General features: G+C 40.4%; 13 protein-coding genes. 2 read left to right on the forward strand and 11 right to left on the reverse strand.

Annotated elements, in window-relative coordinates:
- Nucleotides 1–89: 89 nt before the first annotated feature.
- The 7 genes from EHS13_RS27830 to EHS13_RS27860 all read right to left on the reverse strand — a co-directional run bounded on the left by EHS13_RS27830 (nt 90) and on the right by EHS13_RS27860 (nt 6,325).
- A complete protein-coding gene (locus tag EHS13_RS27830) occupies nt 90–353 on the reverse strand; it encodes a group II intron maturase-specific domain-containing protein (protein WP_227013540.1) in 264 nt (87 codons plus the stop codon).
- Between the two features lie 164 nt (nt 354–517).
- Nucleotides 518–1,651: a glycoside hydrolase family 88 protein gene (locus tag EHS13_RS27835; protein ID WP_155703514.1), complete on the reverse strand. Its 1,134-nt coding sequence runs from the start codon at nt 1,649–1,651 to the stop codon at nt 518–520.
- A gap of 17 nt (nt 1,652–1,668) precedes the next feature.
- The gene (locus EHS13_RS27840) at nt 1,669–2,679 is read right to left on the reverse strand and encodes a hydroxyacid dehydrogenase (protein ID WP_155703515.1); all 1,011 of its coding nucleotides are present in this window, start codon (nt 2,677–2,679) and stop codon (nt 1,669–1,671) included.
- Between the two features lie 9 nt (nt 2,680–2,688).
- Complete coding sequence (locus EHS13_RS27845) at nt 2,689–3,534, reverse strand: sugar phosphate isomerase/epimerase family protein (protein WP_162463290.1); 846 nt, start codon at nt 3,532–3,534, stop codon at nt 2,689–2,691.
- A 91-nt stretch (nt 3,535–3,625) separates the two neighbouring features.
- Complete coding sequence (locus EHS13_RS27850; protein WP_155703517.1) at nt 3,626–4,474, reverse strand: helix-turn-helix transcriptional regulator; 849 nt, start codon at nt 4,472–4,474, stop codon at nt 3,626–3,628.
- A gap of 14 nt (nt 4,475–4,488) precedes the next feature.
- Nucleotides 4,489–5,481: a hydroxyacid dehydrogenase gene (locus EHS13_RS27855; RefSeq protein WP_162463291.1), complete on the reverse strand. Its 993-nt coding sequence runs from the start codon at nt 5,479–5,481 to the stop codon at nt 4,489–4,491.
- 25 nt (nt 5,482–5,506) lie between these two features.
- Nucleotides 5,507–6,325, reverse strand: coding sequence for a sugar phosphate isomerase/epimerase family protein (locus tag EHS13_RS27860; RefSeq protein ID WP_162463292.1), 819 nt, complete (start codon nt 6,323–6,325; stop codon nt 5,507–5,509).
- Nucleotides 6,326–6,489: 164 nt separating this feature from the next.
- On the opposite strand from EHS13_RS27860, the gene EHS13_RS27865 reads away from it, so the two are divergent.
- Nucleotides 6,490–7,341: an AraC family transcriptional regulator gene (locus EHS13_RS27865; RefSeq protein ID WP_155703520.1), complete on the forward strand. Its 852-nt coding sequence runs from the start codon at nt 6,490–6,492 to the stop codon at nt 7,339–7,341.
- A gap of 167 nt (nt 7,342–7,508) precedes the next feature.
- On the opposite strand, the gene EHS13_RS27870 is transcribed toward EHS13_RS27865, so the two are convergent.
- Nucleotides 7,509–8,399: an AraC family transcriptional regulator gene (locus EHS13_RS27870; RefSeq protein ID WP_155703521.1), complete on the reverse strand. Its 891-nt coding sequence runs from the start codon at nt 8,397–8,399 to the stop codon at nt 7,509–7,511.
- Between the two features lie 128 nt (nt 8,400–8,527).
- Between EHS13_RS27870 and EHS13_RS27875 the strand changes: the two genes are divergently transcribed.
- On the forward strand, nt 8,528–9,904 hold the full coding sequence (locus EHS13_RS27875; protein ID WP_155703522.1) for a hypothetical protein: 1,377 nt from the start codon (nt 8,528–8,530) through the stop codon (nt 9,902–9,904).
- A gap of 767 nt (nt 9,905–10,671) precedes the next feature.
- On the opposite strand, the gene EHS13_RS36475 is transcribed toward EHS13_RS27875, so the two are convergent.
- The 3 genes from EHS13_RS36475 to EHS13_RS27905 form a co-directional block, all read right to left on the reverse strand.
- Nucleotides 10,672–15,927, reverse strand: coding sequence for a DUF4962 domain-containing protein (locus EHS13_RS36475; protein ID WP_193571450.1), 5,256 nt, complete (start codon nt 15,925–15,927; stop codon nt 10,672–10,674).
- A gap of 52 nt (nt 15,928–15,979) precedes the next feature.
- Nucleotides 15,980–17,344, reverse strand: coding sequence for a hypothetical protein (locus tag EHS13_RS27900; protein ID WP_227013542.1), 1,365 nt, complete (start codon nt 17,342–17,344; stop codon nt 15,980–15,982).
- Between the two features lie 257 nt (nt 17,345–17,601).
- Entirely contained in the window at nt 17,602–19,185 is a 1,584-nt protein-coding gene (locus tag EHS13_RS27905) for an extracellular solute-binding protein (protein ID WP_155703524.1), read from the reverse strand.
- Nucleotides 19,186–19,231 lie beyond the last annotated feature (46 nt).

Consider the following 19,231-nt stretch of genomic DNA (forward strand, 5'->3'; position numbering starts at 1 on the left):
GAATATTATTTCAGCCTCTCCTCATCAAACCGTACGTGAAGTTTTCCTTCATACGGCTTTCCGATGTTCATCATTCATGTGCATGCAAATTACAATAACGTTTTTAATCCACATTGCTTGGCAGTGTATTTAACTTCTTGCAATGAACCCATCCATCTTCTGCGTTGTCTTTTCTTGGCATACCAGCGGGTTAGTCGTTGCAGGATGTACCAGTCCAGCTTTGCTAACTTTAGCTGGCTGTAGTTCGTGTAATAGTAGTTTCTCCATCCTTGAATCTTTGGATTGAGCCATTCCACATGTTCCAATAAGGAGCGTGATCGCATGCTGGGCGGTGCAAGCCTTTCCTTGACCACTTCTCGAATGCGCTCTTCTGCCTTTCTAGTTAACCATGCCCCATTTGTTCAGGCGAAATGGATCCGTCCCTGAACACGCCGCCAAACTAAATAGACTGCCCACAAGTCAGTTCGACTTATGAAGCAGCCTTGCGCTTGTTCGAAGCATTTTCTATCCCTGCACCTTACCAGTAAACAACCGTTTCGTTTAATAATCTTGCCACAGCTTCTGCAAAATAATAGTCTCCGTAAATCAAAGAGACATTAATACCTGAATTTTTCGGCTTATGTGCAGTAGCTTCCTTAAGCAATCCCTCATTCTCAGGATCATTCTTTGTCGAATAGAATTCATACAAATTGAATACTATACGCTTAGCAAGATCATGGTAATAGGCTTGTTCAGCTGCAGGAACGTGCTTGGCAAGCTCGAGGAAGCTTGCCGCTGCTATAGCTGCTGCGGAGGTATCTCTTGTTTCTCCTTCTTTGCCGCCTTGAAAGGTAAAGTCCCACATCGGAATTAGATCCTCTTCCAAGCGATCTATAAATACTTGGGCACATTGCTTTGCTATTTTTAAATAAGCCATATTACCCGTATAACGATAGGCATGGGTGTAGCCTCCGAGTGCCCATGCTTGACCTCTGGACCAGCAGGATTCATCTGCATGACCTTGGAATGTTTTTCCGTATTTAGGCTCACCCGTTTCTGAATCAAATATGTAGGTGTGATAGGTGGTGTAATCGGGACGAATGATCGACTTGGCGCAGGTTTCTGCTTGTGCAATCGCTACATTCTTATATTTAGGGTCACCTGTTTCCTCGCTTGCCCAGAAGAGCAAGGGCAAATTATACATACAATCAATGATGATCCTCCCCCTATTCTCTTCACTGAAGGGATCGCCTGGGGTCCAAACATTCCAAGCCTGTATATACTGTCCTACTTCATGGAATCGCCCAATTAACTCATCAGCCGCATCGATTCCAACCTTGCGAGCTTCTTGGTTGTTCGTTAGCTTATAATCCGCAACAGACGAAAGACTGAATAAAAAACCGAGATCATGATCTGTTGTCTGACGATCTTCATATAATCTCTTAGTAAAGCGGTGATTAGAGCTTCTGGCAAATTCCATATAGGATGAATCCTTTGACATCTCATAGCAAAGATAATTAAGACCTGTCCAAAAGCCGCCTACCCAGAATCCATTATCCATGAAGGTGTATTTACCTTGCTCGGTCGAATGAGGTAGCTTATCCCCGAATTTCAAAGCATTTCCCTTCGTTTTAGCTAGCACAAATTGTTTGATCTCTTGAAGCTTTTCCATTTTAATTTCCCTCTCTCTTAAAGAATGCTGGATGTCATACGATTGTATTCTTCTCTTGAAACCTGCCCCTGAGGTCGCTTGCTTTCGCTGAAATCTTTAAGATTATCTATAATAAATTCACCCATAAAACGCTTATATGTTCTTGCAAATCCGCCAATATGCGGAACACAAATCACATTATCTAATTGCTGAAATGGATGATTCATCGGTAGAGGTTCAGCATGATAGACATCAAGCGCTGCAAAAAAACGCTTCGATTGCAATTGGGCGGTTAAGGCTGCTTCATCGACAATTTTTGCTCTAGCTGTATTTACAAACAATGCGCCATCTTGGATGAGTGACAATTCCCGCTCTCCAAGCATTCCAACACTCGAAGGGGTCAGTGCAGTATGAAGACTGATGATTTGACTGGTTTGCAGCAGTTCTTCCAAAGAACACAGATCTACCCCAAGCTCAGCAGCTTGGGTATCTGTACAATAACGAGAGGCAAGCTTGATCTTCACAGGGAAACCACGAAGATAAGCTATTACATTCCGTGAGATCTCTCCCAGCCCAATTAAACCAATAACTTGATTTGATAATCCCATAACCGTATCTTTGCTATTGTTGCACCATTGTCCAGCTTTAAGTCGGGAGCTATACCCGAGCAAATCCCATGCTCCAGCTAAAATTAAGGCAACAGCGGCCTCTGCCGTAGATTTGGCTAATACGATATTAGCAGTGGTAACCGCAATATCCTTGCCATATACATCCTCGTCGACAACCGCGGTTGCTGAGCCTGCTACATGCCCAATGAATTTCAGCTTCGGAGCATTTTCTAGCACTTTTTTTGTAAAAAAGGGAGACCCCCATGATGTCAAACAAGCATCGTAATCGCCTATAATGCGAGTTAATCCCTCACTGTCAAAGCTCTCGCCTGTCGATTCGAACCATTCCACTTCAGAGAATGCTTCCAACTTTCCAATGACATGCTCGGGGAAAAACATTTCTTTCAGTTCAGGACTTTTTATAGAAATAAGTGTTTTCATTGGGTAGGTTCACCTCATTATAGTTTTATTTATTCGTTCCATAAGCTGGATGTACTCAGCGAACACGGTATCCATGCCCACAGAAAGCTCTCGTAATTCCGGTCTCCATTTAGGCTCCCACTCCAATGAATAATAGCCTTCATAATCATTTTTTTTAAGCTCCGCAATGATATCTTCTAATGGGAGCTGTCCGTCTCCGGTTAAGGTGTATTTCCATTCGTGAATCAGCGGATCCTCAAAGGGTACTCCATCCTTCATGTGAACATGAGCACAAGCATGTCCCAGCATGCGAATCGTTTCCTGAGGTGATTCCCCAAACTCATAGGGATGAATAATATCATAGACCACTTTACAGTTAGGTCGATTAATGCGGTCAAGCAGCTCTCGCAAAACTTGCCCTGTCGAGAATTCATTATGAGTCTCAATCCATACCTCAGCTTGATGTGCAGCCGCATAATCACATGCATCTTGCAAGTAGTGAATAATTCTGTTGCTATCTTTGGGTTGTTCTGGTGCATTCTTGTAGCGCAAATAAGTCCCAAGAAATATCCTTACACCTTTTGCTCCCAACATCTCCGCCATAAGTATGCACATCTTTAGCTCTTGTAGGACTTCAGATTCTTCCTCCCTAATCCCATTGAAAATCACTCTTGTCCCTAGATTCGTAATGGTGATGCCGACGGATTGAAACTGTTTGGCAATTATACGAAGATCTTCTGCACTTGTAGCTAAAGAAACAGCATATTGCTCATCTAGCTTCAATTCAATTCCTGTAAAGCCATATGTTTGACAGCAAGCAATAAGCTGCTCTACACTCCAGCCCTCACAAGGCAGCGTACTAAAAGATAGTCTCATACCAAATACCTCCATATATTGTGACTTAAGCTCACTATACATGGAGGTGATGTAGAATACTTGCACATTTTTATGAAAAGATACACGTTTTTTAGGATGTTACTGTTTCTGAGGTTTGCTGGCGATATTTGGACGGACTCAGTCCTATCCGTTTTTTAAACATCCGGTTAAAATGGCTTGCAGTATTGAAGCCTGTTACGTAGCCTATTTCTTGAATACTCATCTCGGTTAATCTCAGGAGGTCAAGCGCTTTTCTAATCCTGACTTCATTTACAAATTGCACGAATGGCTGCCCTTTCAGAACTTTGAACATATAACTGAAATAGGTAGTAGACATCGCTGCTTTTTGTGCCATTATTTCCAACTGCAGATTATCAGCATAATGTATTTCAATATACCGAACCGTTTCATTGAATAATCTCCTGCTTTGTGGCTCTTGAGCTGAGACTGAATGTGCTTCCTTATTGCTTTCCCTAAATATCGTGATCAGTAATCGAATTAAGTCTGCCTTAATGAGCAGCTGGTAGCCCGATTCTTTTTGGGCATGCTCACGCTTCATGCTTGTGATGAGCTGTTCAACCAAATCTTGATTGATTGCCGATATATTAATCTTCGGGAAAAATTGAGTTTCAAGCGAGATTTCATCCTGATCGACGACGATGGGCATGAAATCAATCTGAACCAACTCGACTTTCTCCTCTTGGTAAGGCTCGAACCGATGGGGAACAAAGGGAGGAATCGCAAGCATATCGCCTTTTGTCATGAGATAGACTTGATTCTCAACATGATGAAGGCAAACTCCACGCATTAAAAAGCAAATTTGAAAGTGCTCGTGTGCATGAAGCTGCTGATTCAGACTTTGTTCATTCGGAAATGCCAGCTTAAATGGAAATTCCTGCTCCATAAAGTCTTGATAATAATAAATTAAGTGTGAGCTCATATAGCGTCCTTCCTCTATCTAGTCATTAATCTATATTGTTCAACAGGAATTTCGTACCAAAGCTTTTCCCCTAGTTGGAATCTCTCAATTTCCTCCAGCATAGCAAAAGTAAATTTCTCCAGATGGACCATTCCGGCAATATGTGGCATCAATATAGCATTTTCCAGCTTTTTAAGCTTATTATCAATAGGCAATGGCTCGACTTCATATACATCTAAAGCCGTATGAATTCTCCCGGTTCTAAGCTCAGCTATTAAGGCTGGTTCATCTATTAATGAACCTCTGGATGTGTTAATTAATAGAGTCCCATCCTTCAGAAGGGACAGCCTTTCCTTATTAAGCATATGAAAGGTTTCCTCCGTCTGAGAAGCATGTAATGAAACGACATCATTACCAGACAATGCCTCCTCTAAGCTGCAAAGTGTAACATTCGAATGGAATCGCAAACTAACCGGTTTTATATAGGGATCGTATAGCTTAATGCTTACACCGAAAGGTCTTAAAAACTCGAGAAGAAACCTCCCTACTGTGCCTAGACCAATTAGTCCGACTTTAGCTCCAATTAGAGTTTGGCATGTGGAATTATTCCATATTCCTTCCCTGATTTCATTGTTGCGCATGACGATCTCCCTTTGAGCAGCCAATATATAGGCTAGAGTGCCTTCTGCTACATATCTTGCCATAATACTATTGGCACTGCAAACCTTAATGCCTCTTTCGTATACAGCTTCAGTTATAAATGTAGCCACACTTGCACCTGGGGTCACAATTAGTTTTAAATTTAACGCATTATCCAGTACTTCTCGAGTAAACCTAGGACAACCTCCCCATGCTAAAGCAATACATACATCCACATCTTTAAGCTCTTTAGAGAGCTCGACCTCTGTCATTACTCGGTTATATTGATTAACCTTTAAATTCCCCTTTAAGTTCAATTCCTCTAATGTAGACTTTGGAAAAAACTTCTGTTTCAAGCTGTTTTCTTGTTGTGTTATAAATAGGTTCAAACTCAGCCCTCCTATAATCATCCTTTTATTTGCAACATTTATCATTCATATGTTCTTTAATATAGTTGATAAAAAATGGCAATATTATTTCGTGATCTGCAAGGTAAGGTCGCCATATATTTTCCCATTTAAGTGTTATCCAGCCTTTAAATTGTTTGCCCCCGATGCCTTGATAGATTTCCATTAAGGGTACTTGTCCCATCCCAGGAAGAACATCTTCATAACCCTTTTCGATTCTAATAATATCTGCCATATAAATCTGCTTAGTTATCCCTTTTGCTTCTTTAAGGACTTCTTCCAAATCTTCATTTTGAATCAGACAATGATCTGTAGATAATAAAAAACCAAGCTTAGGATGATTGAGACATCTAACTAAGTTAGCGCATTCTACGGCATTTAAGTGATTATAATGATTTTGAATCCATACTTCGACTCCATCTGGTACATCTTTTAAAGCTATTGACAACGATTGTAAAACCCCATCACAATAAGCTCTACTATCCATTTCAGGAGCTTTCTTCTCTAAAGAAATTCTTACGGACTGCGCCTCAACCCGATCTGCTAGCTCAAGATGACGACATATGCTATCTTCCATCCTCATCCAATTCACATTTCCCGAGCTGACTGCCGAATTATACGCCATCAGACTGACAAGACAAATCCCTTCGCTTTTTAGCGTATCCTTTATCTCCGTAATTTGTTTCCTCGTTGCAGCTAGTGTTAACTCTCCACGATTCTCGGATACCCGGAGATCAATGCCTTGATAACCATATTTCCTGGCCAGCTTAATCGCTTCGATTCCACTTAATTCTGGGGTAGCCAAGGTGGTAAAGCTTAATTTCAATGTCGCCAGCTCCCTGTTTAGATGTCAATATCCTCCCTTATATTTTAGGCTAATTTCACGGATAATACTTGTCTTGTATGTACAGGAATTGTGTGTTATTTTGATATCAATAAAGGTTCGTCAGCTTACCTGATGCCTATTTCGTTTAAAGGATTGGATGCTATATGTGTATTCTGCATTTTACTGCTTCACAAATTATTGACCCTGAAATTGAAGCCTATTATCGAGTTCATAATACCCGTAACAACGTTCGCACTCTTCATACCCATGAATATTATGAAATCCATTTTGTTGTCAAAGGCACACTCAAGCATCTTTTTGCCGATGGTAAAAGTCATGTCTTAAATGTTGGCGGCTTGTTATTCATTCGTCCTGATGATGCCCATGTTTGTCTTTCTGCTAACGAGGAAGAATGCCACTATATCAACATTGCCTATTCGCTGAATACTGTCTTTGAGTTGTTCAAATTTCTTGGCGATGGATTTCAGTCGAAACGTCTTTTGGATTCCAAATATCCACCTATTGCCCATTTAACCCAAGAAGAAAAGCGCCAGTTTCTCGCAAAGTTCGAAAAAATTGTAACCCTTGCTATTCATCAAACAGCACTTATTAAAACATCGCTTAGAGCTTTGCTAATAGATATACTTGTAAATTATTACTCTGCATTTCACTTTAATGATGAACCCCAAAAACCGGATTGGCTGTTACATGTGTATGATGAAATGCACAAAAAAGAAAATTTCATTCTAGGCTCGGAGAGAATGGTTGAGCTCTCAGAGAAAAGTCATCATCATTTGTGCCGTGAGTTTAAAAAGCACTTTAAAGCTACACCAACGAGCTTTCTAAATCAGCTGCGGTTGAATTATGCAGCCAATATGCTTGCAAATAGCTTCAATAGTATTACAGATATCGCACTGGATTTGAATTTTAATAATTTAAGTCACTTTCATCATCTTTTTAAAAAACAATACGGCGTCACTCCTGCAGTATTTAGAAAAGAACAGAAGATAAGATAAAGGAAGGGTCTAGATTTGCCTATTAGATTAGCCGCACACCTTTAGCCCATGATATTCCGTTCACGATTTGACATTTTTCAGGATAAACGGCTACGCCGTCCTTTCAGGACGGTGCGTTTGTCAAGAAATATCAGATAAAGTATGGAATTTTATACTTTCTGATATTATTAAATAAACGATTTCCGTCTCTTCAGTCTGTATTGATAGGGTGTAATTCCCATATGCTTTTTAAATAATTGGACAAAATAAGAGATTGCGGAAAGGCCCAGCTTTAAGGCAATGTCTTTGACAGGCATATCGCTTGTTTCAAGTAGGAAGCATGCTTCCCTCAGCCTTCTGGCTATCATGTACTCTGTAATACTACTTCCAGTATCTTGCCTGAATAAATGGGATAAATAATGAGGTGACACATGTAAGCTATCCGCAAGACTCTGTAGTGAAAATGCTTCTCTAAAATGTTCTTCAATCCAAGCCATCGTTTGCTCAGCAAGATGAGCCTCACGAAGAGGGCGATTGTTCAATTGGCTCAAGAATAAATCAGGCATGGTTCGCAGAAGGCGAAGAACGTTTAGCGCTCCGAGAGCTGTCGCTTCATCCTTCTGCTCTTGCTGATAAGTCTTAACTTGCTCACGTTCACTATGAGTTAGCAGCAATGCATTCTTTAAAGCAAGCGCTTGCTCACTATCCAACAGTAATGCTTGTGTTGGCAATAGCTCTAACCAGGTTCTCCTAAAGAAAGCACGAAGTGAGGGAAACTGCAGTAAATACGGCTCTAGTGCATGTGGCTCCACCACAAAAATAGAACGAACATACGGCATTTCTTTACTAGCTGTAACATGAATGCGATGAAGCTGATACGGTTGAAATATAAAAAGCATTGGCGGATGAAGTGGAACCAACTGCTGCTCAATAATGATATGTCCATTCCCCTGCTCGATAAACAAAAATTCCAAACCTTGATGTGCGTGAAACATCTGAAACAAGTTATCTGTTGTCTTGGCATTATAATTAAACATAAAAGGATGTTTATTAAAATCAAAATGTTCAATTACTCTCACTAGTAGTCCACCTTCACAAAAATTCACAGCAATTCAAAGACATTTTACCATAATTCACAGAAACTTTTCTAGAAAATATCTTGTTATAATGAATGTAATGAAACAAATACATTTAAGGAGAGATATCTATGAATGAGCATCGCGAAGTAAATGTCTTTGATAAGGATCGATCAGAAATTAACCTTTCTGACTCTGAGCATTCCTTGTACTTGCGTCCCAAGGAAACAGCTTGCCTGCTTACTGACCTCTTATGGGTAGAGCTGGAGCTTTCCCGCATGGCCTTTGGATGGTTGCCTGCAGTGAAAGAATTCGAAACAAAGGTACAATTGGGCCGCTACGGCTATCTTCATAACCAGCATGCCAAGCTCTTATATGAAAGACTGGGTGAGCTCCCTGGCTCATTAAATGAAAAACAAGGTTCTCCTTCAATTACACGTGAAGTAGTTGAACGAATTTCCCTTGCGCCTTCGGAGGCTGCCTTTTTTGCTGGGTATACTTACGCCGTACGTAAGCTATTTGAAGAGTATGAGCTTTTGGAAGAACGTCTTGACCCTATTTTAGATGCGCCTACGGCTGATAAGCTGCGTTATATTCTTGTAGATCGTAATGAGATGCTGAAATGGCTGCCACAACAAGTTCAGTTTGCCGCAACAGAAGATCCGGTGCTAGCTCGTGAAATTACGGCATGGAGGAATTACGCAAAAGCTGTATGGACGAATCTCATAGAATCATTGAATAGTGGTAACCATTACAGCCCAGTATGGCCCCAACACCTTACTGGGCAAGCAATCGGCCCCGTACCTATGAATTCCGCTTGGAATGAAGAGCGTTTCCCCCTTTATAAATGGAACCCTGCATACAAACAATCCTATTCAGACCCTTCACTGTCACCATTGCAAGACAGTGTGAAACAAATGCACTACATTAATGCCACAGAGATGGGGGCAGCCGAATCCCTTTGTTATCTCTATTATGCTGTGAGTGAGATGAAGCTTGAGTTTTATTTTGATACAGCTCGTCATTTGTGGGATGAAGTGAGACACTGTGAAATGGGTGTTCGCCGTTTGCTTCAGATGGGTTATAAAACGGAGGCTTTCAAATTTTTCAAAGGATCTCCTGGAAAAGGTTTGAAGGATTTAACCCAAGAATGGTTCCCAAATCTGTATGCAGGGCTAACAATGGTCGCCGAACCGTGTTCCTTTATTAAAAAACGGAAGTCTGCTGAGCATTTCTGGCAATTCAATGATGCACTTTCAGCCATTCATTGTGAGTTTGATATGGTTGATGAGCGGATGCATGTGGAATTCGGAAAAAAATGGGGCCCTGAGCTCTACAAACAAATCAACGATATCATTACGGCAACAGAAATGTCTGAGCGTGCACGTATCCGTCGTATTGAAGAATTGGGAGAAGCTGTTTCTCTGGAGGAAGCCAAGAAAATCGCTAAAAACTTCCCTGGCTTCTGCGGACTATCCACAATTGAATTAAAATACAACCAATATTAATAAAATCCAATTCTTAGAAGCTTTACCCACTAATTCCTCCAATCGGTCATAGCCATTTGCTATATAAATAACATTCACAACTTATTCCAATAAAAATAAAGTTCCCCGCAGAAGCTGCGGGGTATTTTATCTAGGGGATTAGCTTTGCTCACTTAGAATAAGTTCAATTGCTCCTTAGATGTCAGTTATTTAATTCTTACGGACATCAGATTCGTTATTTCACCTTATTTCCTTTATTTAGGGACATATTCGTTGTGTTTTGAACAAATAAGAGACCTGATGTAAGGGGCTCGATATAAGCATGCTTTCCACAAATAGATTTTCCTATTGGATAGTTCTGAATGATTCCCGTTGGATGCCTTATGAAAGATTCTATATGGATTACAAGAACGGAGCTGAATGATTTTTTATAGCTCTGTTTGCGATATTTAATGCGGATACATTCTTCCCCGTGTCAGTTGTTTTCTGCATACAATAAGCCAGTATTTAGTATGGCTTATTATATATGTCATATTAATTTTCGGTAATTTATCTTTTGCTGAGTCAATGGGATACAAGTTAAAAGGGGCATATAGAGCGTATAAAATTAAGCTCGAATTTTTCATACATTCCCACGAATGCTTTAAAAAAGCTAAAGGAAGGCCTAAGCCCCCCTACTTGCCTATTAAATAAAACTAGCTCCGATCAGTTAGCCCACTGAAGTCTGTTCTAGTAATGTTTACAGTAGGTTTTCAGCCATCTCATTCACAATTCCTTTGCTTGGGATGTTAGAATTCCGTTGTAGTAAAGGTGACTTTACCTGTGGTTGCATCATATTTTACCTTAGACACTTTATTGACCTTGCCCGATCCATCCACATACCAAACTGTAATATGTTGAGGATTTTTTAGCTCCTTCTCCGTTGGTGTGTAATTCATACTTACAGTGACAGGAGCCTTGTTATTACTCCAATCCATTACTTTACCATCCAAGATTGCCTTCAGTTCAATAACAGGACTGTTTCCGATTTCCTTCTTTAGTTTGGGTTTGAATTGGGAAGTGTCCGCTAAACCGATAGAAATCCCGATAATCGCTACATTTTTGATTTCCTTCGCCTTGAACATGTTGTTAGGAACAGTTATTGAACCTATAGCTGATTTAATCGCGATTTTCCTTTCTGCATCCTTATTATTCCCTGGCGAATCGTAAAAAGCTTCTTTTGGAAGCTTGAGTACATATTTCTTCGCCCCCTCCATCGGCATGATTACTAGACTGACGATCTTGTCGTTTTGATTGTCTAACGGCGCATTCTCGAAAGAACTGGCAAGTATGTCGGCATCGATACTCGCTTGTGCGGTTTGCCCGTTCAGAACAGGATATAGCTCCATCGTTCCCGCGACTGGTGTTGGTGTTGGTGTTGGTGTTGGTGTTGGTGTTGGTGTTGGTGTTGGTGTTGGTGTTGGATTGTTATCGTCACCCTCAACTCCCATTACTCCAATTTCAGAGAAGCTATTCCATCCACTATTTGAATTTCCATGTCCAACAACTCTTACATATCTGGCATCTACTGGATCAAATGTAAAGGTTTGTGGTTCCAGTGTTTTCCCACTGCTTACACCTGAGTAAACCTTTATCCAGTTAGACTTATCCGTTGAAATCATAATGTCAAAACTAGCTGTTCTAGCTGCGCCACTGGAAAAGGCAATTAATACTTTGTCAATTTTTTTAATTGTTTCGAAATCATACTGTATCCAAGCTCCATCTGGAAGAAGTGCCCAATACGAACCCAGATTTTTGTCTAAGGTAAGATAGTCGCCTGCTCCTGATGTTAAAGTACCCGATGGATCAGATTCTCCAACCAGATCCACATGGACATTTCCAAAGCCTGTGTTGGGTACTTTATTATATTTAAAGGTGTATACTTTACTATTACTGCCATCCTCTGAGGTAACATCAACCTTAAACTCACCCGGCAATTTACTTGGTACCGTTATGTTCACCACTGCATAGCTATCCGAAGGAATAACCAATAATTGCGGCGGTATTGAGCTCTTTACAGTAAATTCATAATTCAACTTATCTGGTGTGACTCCATTTATCAGTATATCATTTGAATATACACCTGCAATACTGGCATCCGATCCTTTAATTCTTTCCCTAACGGTAACATCAGACACGGCTGTTATCATCGTGTTAATATCGACGGTTATTTTTTTGCCTTCCACTTCAAACGAGTATATAGATCCAATTTGACTGGTTAGGCTGACTTGTTTAGGTGTTCTGGCTTTGCTGGACCATGCAAATGCGGAAACATTCTTCCACGTGTCGGTTGTTTTCTGTACGCGATAAGCCAACTTGGGGGAAGCCTTATTATCTCGGTCATAATAATTTACGTTTTCAGCTTTTACTATTACATCTGTCGGCGTAAGCGGAGTAAATTCAAGCTTGGATTTCTTTCCAACACTCAGGTATTTGGCACCTGTTTTTACAAAGCTGTTTTGCTCTGGAAAGAATCTCAATTCAAGATTTTGTGGAGAATCCAGAGCAATATCATCCACCACAATAAGGACATCCGGCTTCAAGTAAATCATGTGTCTTTTGTATTTAGTCAAGCCTTTGTTTACATGATACTGTGAGGTAGCATTCCCTACAAAGTAATCCAGCTGTGGTGTTGAAACGTGCTTATCTATAGTAGGTGCGCTTCCTTGTGTAAGCATTTGCTGTGTATCTCCACCGCCCCAGATCGGGCCGTTTCCTAAATCTCCATTCGCATTCTGATCGCCAAGCTGACCCAGATTATTGATTAGCAGGGTGTTATGGTTACTTGTATACTTTGCAGCGTAACCATCATCTCTGATTTGCCATTCTCCATCTCCGAATATGGTGAAATTATTCTGATCTGGGTGTACATGGCCTCCATTTCCATAGCCTGCTTTACTTCCTGGATTCAATTCCAATGATTTCGTTCCAACATAAGCCCCTGATTTGAAAGTAACCAATGATTCATTTCCTGACCAGTCACTTCTAGCATAGACAAGACCCAAATCCTCAAATAATTTAAAGGAGGTTTTATTCGCTGTAACCGGATCCGTTGGTTGAATGGACTCGTCATAGAAAACCAAATCACCAAAATCCATAGTGCTTTTTGCATCTATACCTTTTAAGGTCATTTGATCGGCGAGCCATTGTGCTGTTCCATCCTTATATAATCTCGCTAAATTTCTGATTAATGTAGTATTCGTCTGACCAAAATTATCCCTAAAGGTATCCCCCGTCTCAACCAAAAAGTTCAAACTCGAGCTTGCATTTATCGGAAGCTGGTTATAAAGTCTGTAATCAAACGTATTTTTAAGGCCTTCTGATTCAAAATAATCTATATTTAGGAGCTTTTTAGACACTTCCATGTATTTTAATAAACCATTGGTACCATAACTCCAATACCCAGGTCCCTCTTGACTGCTGCCATCATCGGATATATAGCCCAGAATATTGTCAAACTTTTCTACAGCTACATTAAACCATCTTTTTGCTGCAGGGTATTCCCCATAAATGGCTGCTCCTGCAAGCTCAAGACTACCTGCTGTTAACCAAAGATGGTTATTTAAATAACTATACATAAACCAGCTATATTGCTGATTCTCACCTGCTAAAGTGGCGTACATGTATTCACCCATATAAATCAGCTTATCCCGTATTAATTTCCTATCCGTTGCATTTAAGCTATCATATAACCAGTCATATACGATGGCAAGGGATTCCAGTTGGTGTGCCGGTGCAAGATCACTGTTGAGATTCCATTGTGTGCTTTTTATATCCTGACCTTTACCCCAGGTATTGTAGCTGACTGAACTCTTTGCCCATTGTATGGCAGCCATAAGGTATTTATTCGGATCATTGGGTACGGCTGCTATGTCTGAGGTTACTAAAATCGTATCGATTTTAAGTTTAGTAGTTTTGTATTTGATATTGATAGTATGTTGACCCTTAGCAAGCTCAGTTAGTGTATTAACCTTAACCCACTGCCACTCTTGTGCTTTATCAATCGTTGGCGCTACAGCCGCATAGGCTCCACCATCGACACTGTAATATAACCCATTTTTAGTTACATTCTCCGTTTTAACTCTTACCCATACATCGTAGTTTCCTTGATTTGAGTCAAAAGAATAGCTCATATCCCCTGCCACACCAGCTGCAGGAAGCGTATTTGCATCTGCCCCCGCTTTTACAGCCGCATATTTTGTCCTGGATGCTGTAGTATCATCCGAATACACCACCATTGGAGCCGCTATTATGGCATCTTCCGCTTCTTTCCAATGCTGTTCCGTACCTACTCCAGAAGGAATAAGATTGGCATCCGAGGTAATCATGATTTTATCCAGCCGGGTATTGGTCATTACTTTGATGATATGCTCCCCTTCTGAAAGTGAAGGAAATTCCGCTGCCTTAATCCATTTCCATCCACCGGCCGTTATAGCAGGTGCTTGTTGATAGTCACTGATGTCGGCAGCTAGATGAAACACAGGATTAGCTGCATCGGTAGATATTCTAGCCCAAACCTTATATGCCTGTGTCGCTGGTAGAGTAACCTTTAATTCCATATCTGCTTTTTCAGCTGGTGTAGGCAATTTTGTAATGTTATCTTTGCTTGTATTGGCATATTTACCGCCAGAAGCATCAGTGTCAGCCGCTACAGTAGTTGTAACACCGATCGTTGCTTCCTCAGCTTCCAACCATCTTGTATCCACTACAGATTTTTTTTGAGTAAGTATGGCAGCTGTCGCAAGGTTTTGAGTCGTAAAAGCAACAAATTTTTGCCACAATTCGGCCTCATCCCCATCTGAATAATTCAGAGCTGGTGGTGTCTTTAATAACTCTCCATCCATTTGTTTTAAATATCTATCCCATATTGCTTTATGGCTGCCCCCTAGTAAAACAGTAGCTCTAAGTTCATTTACCCTATTTGCATCAACAAATAATTTAGGATGAACGTTTGCATATTGATTGAGCGAGGTTTGACTTATATTAGGAACATTCGCCGCAAAATCACGTGCAGGCTTTGTAGGGGCAAGCAATGGATCTGGAATAGGTCCAGCGGCAAAAGCACTCGTAATAATTTCAGTAGCTTGAATAGTTCCATTACTGGCTTTCAACGAGTTACTCTGTATTTTAATTTTATTACTAACGCCTAACAATGGATTTTGAAAATCAATCACCAGCTGGTTTCCGGTCAGACTCACAGAATCCCATGGAGTAAGGGCTTTAAAGTTGGCTCCATTATCCCTTGAAATCATCACTGCGGTCTTCAAGTTCCCACCCGTATTATCAGTAAGAGTCTCATTGAAAGTAAGGGCTACCTTTTTTTGATAATTGCTAACATTTAAATTGGTTGGAGCTAATTGAGATAGGTCAACACTCTTTGAAACAACTAGATATGGCTGCTGCCCAACAAATCTTTCCTTGGTTTTGAGATTTCTCTGTGGTGCTGCCAATTTATTAACCAGAACAAGGTTGGCTTTTTTGTTATTAGCTTTTTGAGCAAGGATATAAGGTGTGATGTCTGACTCATAATATCCTCCGGTCGTTCCCATGATAAACTCTGCTACTTTTTCACCATAGGCACCACCATCGGGCCTTGTATTCCACGTAAGTGTTGTTTCGTCCCAAGTATCCGCGGCAACAGCGTAAGCATATATCGTGGAGGTTACTGTAGAAGATTCAGCATATACTCTCATTGTAACGGTTATACCATTTGTGTCTGCAGGTATCGGAGCTAGATTTATCCGTACATAGCCTCTTTTGGAATTTGTAAGTGCTGTGTCATCCTCTCTTAACACGATTTGATGCGGTGATGCTGCACCATTGTAATTTGTATCCCTTTCTCCCACTTTACTAGATACGTAAGCATCCGCTTCTGGTAAAATATTGCCAATTACCTCAGCATAAGCATTGTTGTTATAAATGGGATTAGCCGCTAAAATCATGCCTATAATGATCTGAAAAATAACGATTTTGCTGATTAGTTTTTTTATACTTGTACGGATCATGGACATTGCCTCCTAAAATATTGTTATGAATTATCTGGATATCTTTTAAAAATCAAGGTGCCGTTACTAGAACATCATCAAATTCCGCATTAGCGAAGCTCGCATATAAGCCTGCTTTGCCTGAAGCATATTCTGTATCTGTCATAGTTACTTTTGGTGACGTACCACCGTCTACATAAAGCTGCATTATCCCATTTGTTCCGAACACCGCTTTCATTTGCTTGGTCACTCCTGCATTCCAAGTGAATGTGGTCTCTGTGATTAAATTCGAGCTGCCATTCTTTACTTTGACGATTTGCAGCTTCTGATTATCCTGCTTATAACGCATAACGTAATAATTATTAGCATCTATATATTTTCCGATAATGCCCATGTTGCAATAGGCACCTCCACAGGATTCGTATTTCATCGATGTATAAACAACATAATTAGTTCCACTATATCCTGAAACTAAAGTTGAAATTCCCGATGTTGCCAATAATTGAACTATTGGATCTAGCTTGGTTGTACTGCCACTCCAGGTAGGTTCGGAATTTAAGATAGACCAAGAACCGCTTGCAATCCACCCAGTGAAATTACCATCATCATAATTTTCGCTGAAGAGAATCGGCTTAAATAAGCCGTAATTTTGAGCTAAGCTTTCAAAGTAAGGGAAGTATACATCCGTACTGCTGATATGATAATCTTCATGGCCATTGCCGCGCGACCAATATCCGTTTCTCGCTTTACCTAGCAGATCACTGAAACCAACCTTCATCCATTTCAATAAATTAGTCCTTTGGGTTGTATATGAGGTAGAAGCCCAATACCCAAAATATTCAAGTATAAAGCGATTTCCAATACTATGATTTAAGCCATGGATAACATATCCTAAAGAATCCCGGACGATATTTCCATCTGAACCGCCGCCATCTGTACTTGCGAATTCCGTTGCTCTGCCAAGCTCCCCAACATAGTCCCCTTCTGTAGCGTTTGCTTTGTAGGTTTCCTTGCCCATTGCTTCGAAATAAAACTTGAAAGGATCCGTTACAAAAGCACTGAGCTTCATCCCTCTGAAAAACGGTTTGTTATTGTTATCATTATCCAAGATATTATTTACATAAGCGTTTACTGTTGCATTCTGTGTTACGTTAAAGGTGTTATAAACATTGATTAATCCTCTATTCGTCAGCTCCGTTTTAAAAGCAGCGTGACTGTAACCTTCCAAGAATCCGCTTACATTTCCAACGCCTATTAGATATGAGCCTGCCATAAATGAACCCACTACCGCTTCCGTCCAATTCGGATTTCCATTCGGCCAACAATTCGGGTCTCCATCCATGGTAATTCGAGTGTTACTCAATCGTAATGAGCCAGTCGAATTATAGTCTGCCGAAACATAGACATTCGCGACGACTGCCGCTTTAGCCATTGTCAAAATTCTATAGAAACAAGGGAGAGTAATAGCACAATACGAAATATAAATCTCATTTGTACACCTCTTTCAATTGGATGTGTATTTGCATTTCATTCGATACATGAACTCTAACCTCACAAGCTAGAGTGATTTTTGTTAATTCCCTCCTCAATGGTCACGCTTTCATTTAACATTAAAAAAAATTTTATTTAAGGAGCTTAGGAGTGTAGGATCGGATGATTCCACACACCTAAGCTTGAGCCTCTAAACACTAAACCTTATTTCTTACCATTCGCGTTATACCAATCCGTTGCTTGTTTTACTAAATCGTTACCACCACGAGTTCTCCAATTTTTAACATATTCATCATAATACTCAATCGGTTTGTCACCCAGTACAATCTTAGCTGCAGTTTCAACAAACATCGTACCTGCCGTTCCAAATTCTCCGATTTCCGGTAAATTGGATTTAAACGTTGGGGCTCCCACCATCAAGTTAGGCAACCCTTCTTGTTTGCCGATTGTGTAGAATTCTTCCATCTTCGCTACTGCCTCATCACCAAAAACAACTTTTTGGAGTGACGGATTCCATCCTGCTAGGTTAAAGGTTAAAGAGCGCCAAAGAATGCTTTTGTCATCAGTATCCTTTTGCTTGTTGTAATTGATCTTATCGCCTTCTTTAGTGTAGGTAATTCCAGGCACTCCGAAGTTAACAAATTCTTGTCCTTCCTGAGTAACCAACCAATCAAAGAATTTCACTATGGCTGCAGGGTCCTTCGCTTTTTTAGTGATGGAGAAAGCTTTATTAATTGGGCCAGCTCCAAATCCTGCATACTCTACACCAGCTGCTTTTGGAGTCAAGAGTGGACCCACTATTGCGCCTTTACCAGGCAATGCTTTATTTAATTTATCCTGCCAGTCCCAAGCCAAGTTTGGAGCATGTGACCACACACCTACTTGATCATTTTGAATTTTTTGCTCCCAAGTGTTGCGTTTATTCGTCATAAACTCACTATCCAAGAGCTTCTCATCCATTAACTTCTTAACGAATGAAAGAGCATCTCTCATTTGTTTGCTCGTATTTCTTGGTACAATCTCTCCATTCTCCAACGCAGCGCCGAAAACGGATGTACCGAACATACCTAGGACATTATCAAGCCAAGTAAAATTCTCACGAGCGGATAATGGAATTTCATCCTTCTTATTATTGCCGTTTGGATCCTTATCACGGAATGCGATTAGCATATTGTAGAACTCATCCGGTGTTTTTGGCATTTCCTTAATACCCACTTTGTCCATCCAATCCTTACGGACATAGAACATGCGATTCACTGGGGAATCCCCTAAAGCCGATTCAGGAATCGCATAAATTTTTCCATTTCTTGACACTTCATCCCAAGCTGCTTTGGGTATTACCTTTTTTAAATTCTGTCCATATTTCTCAATATAATCATCCAATGGTATTAATTGATTATTGATAAATAACTCACCGTTTACGCCATAACCAGATAGTACATCTGGCAATTCACCGCTAGCGAATTTTACTTTCATTAGATTATCTGCTTGCCCATGAGGAAGAAAGGTAATATCCACTATCGTATTCGTTTTTTCAGCCAAATACTTAATCGTTGAATCGTCCATTGGATTGCCGCCTGGTATAGGCTGATTCGAATCTGTTGTCAGAAAGCTGAATTTAACAGGTGCTGTCGGCACTTCACTTGAAGTTGGAGTTGCACTTGCAGCTGAACTTGCTGCTGAACTCACATCTGGACTCACTTTAGTCCCGCTGTTTGAGGAGCATGCTGAAAGAGTAACCATAGATATTACAATAGCCAAACCTAACCAGTTCTTTATAGATTTCATTTGAAACTTTCCTCCCTATATATGTTGTTTTGAAGCAAAAGCTATA

It is taken from the genome of Paenibacillus psychroresistens (assembly GCF_009728935.1).
GTDB classification, from domain to species: domain Bacteria; phylum Bacillota; class Bacilli; order Paenibacillales; family NBRC-103111; genus Paenibacillus_AC; species Paenibacillus_AC psychroresistens.

Excerpts from the sequence above, each read along its gene's own strand:
- EHS13_RS27845 (WP_162463290.1), bottom strand. The coding sequence starts at position 3,534 with ATGAGACTATCTTTTAGTACGCTGCCTTGTGAGGGCTGGAGTGTAGAG.
- EHS13_RS27865 (WP_155703520.1), top strand. The coding sequence starts at position 6,490 with ATGTGTATTCTGCATTTTACTGCTTCACAAATTATTGACCCTGAAATT.
- EHS13_RS27850 (WP_155703517.1), bottom strand. The coding sequence starts at position 4,474 with ATGAGCTCACACTTAATTTATTATTATCAAGACTTTATGGAGCAGGAA.
- EHS13_RS27905 (WP_155703524.1), bottom strand. The coding sequence starts at position 19,185 with ATGAAATCTATAAAGAACTGGTTAGGTTTGGCTATTGTAATATCTATG.
- EHS13_RS27840 (WP_155703515.1), bottom strand. The coding sequence starts at position 2,679 with ATGAAAACACTTATTTCTATAAAAAGTCCTGAACTGAAAGAAATGTTT.
- EHS13_RS27875 (WP_155703522.1), top strand. The coding sequence starts at position 8,528 with ATGAATGAGCATCGCGAAGTAAATGTCTTTGATAAGGATCGATCAGAA.
- EHS13_RS27835 (WP_155703514.1), bottom strand. The coding sequence starts at position 1,651 with ATGGAAAAGCTTCAAGAGATCAAACAATTTGTGCTAGCTAAAACGAAG.
- EHS13_RS36475 (WP_193571450.1), bottom strand. The coding sequence starts at position 15,927 with ATGATCCGTACAAGTATAAAAAAACTAATCAGCAAAATCGTTATTTTT.